Source organism: Campylobacter sp. 7477a, from assembly GCF_014892335.1.
Lineage (GTDB): Bacteria > Campylobacterota > Campylobacteria > Campylobacterales > Campylobacteraceae > Campylobacter_A > Campylobacter_A californiensis.
This window is the reverse complement of the sequence record NZ_JADBJH010000034.1, coordinates 1-585: the sequence shown is the minus strand read 5'-3', so window position 1 is coordinate 585 and position 585 is coordinate 1. Positions and strand designations below refer to the sequence as shown.

General features: G+C 34.4%; 1 protein-coding gene. It reads left to right on the top strand.

Annotated features, from left to right (window positions below; translation table 11 throughout):
* Positions 1 to 30: 30 nt before the first annotated feature.
* Positions 31 to 585, top strand: a 555-nt coding sequence (locus CCAL5182_RS08990; RefSeq protein WP_336610840.1) for an XRE family transcriptional regulator, incomplete at its 3' end; no start/stop codon positions are given.

Here is a 585-nt window from a genome sequence, read left to right as displayed (position 1 = left end):
ACAATTTTGTCTTTTTATCAAGGGGTACGTATGAAGATAGGACAAAAAATACGTTTTTTTAGAGAAGAACGTGGCTTAAATCAAAAAGATTTAGCAAATTTAGCTGGAGTATCTGAAAAGACAATTCAAAGATATGAAAAAGCTAATGATGAAAATTTAACTACAAACGTTATAAAAAAAATCGCAATAGCATTAAATTTAAATATTGATGTCTTAACACAAAATGATATTAAAAAAAATGTCCCCCAATCTGTCCCCCAAGACAAGGTTTTTTTGTCCCACAATGATGAAAATCTGTCCCCCAATCCCTCTAACCTTAAAAAGTCACAAGAAGAAACAAACGTCATCTCTATACCTTACTTTGAAGATACCTATGCAAGTGCGGGCGGCGGCGTCATAAACTACGATGAAGCACCTGTGATTATGGATTTTGATGAGGAGTTTTTGCGTAAGTTTTTGCGTATTAGTGGTAATATTGCCAATATCCATATTATTAATGCTCGTGGCGATAGTATGGAGCCTACTATTACAAATGGCGAACTTTTGTTTATAAATCCTATGCAAAACGAGAGCGGCATTATAGGC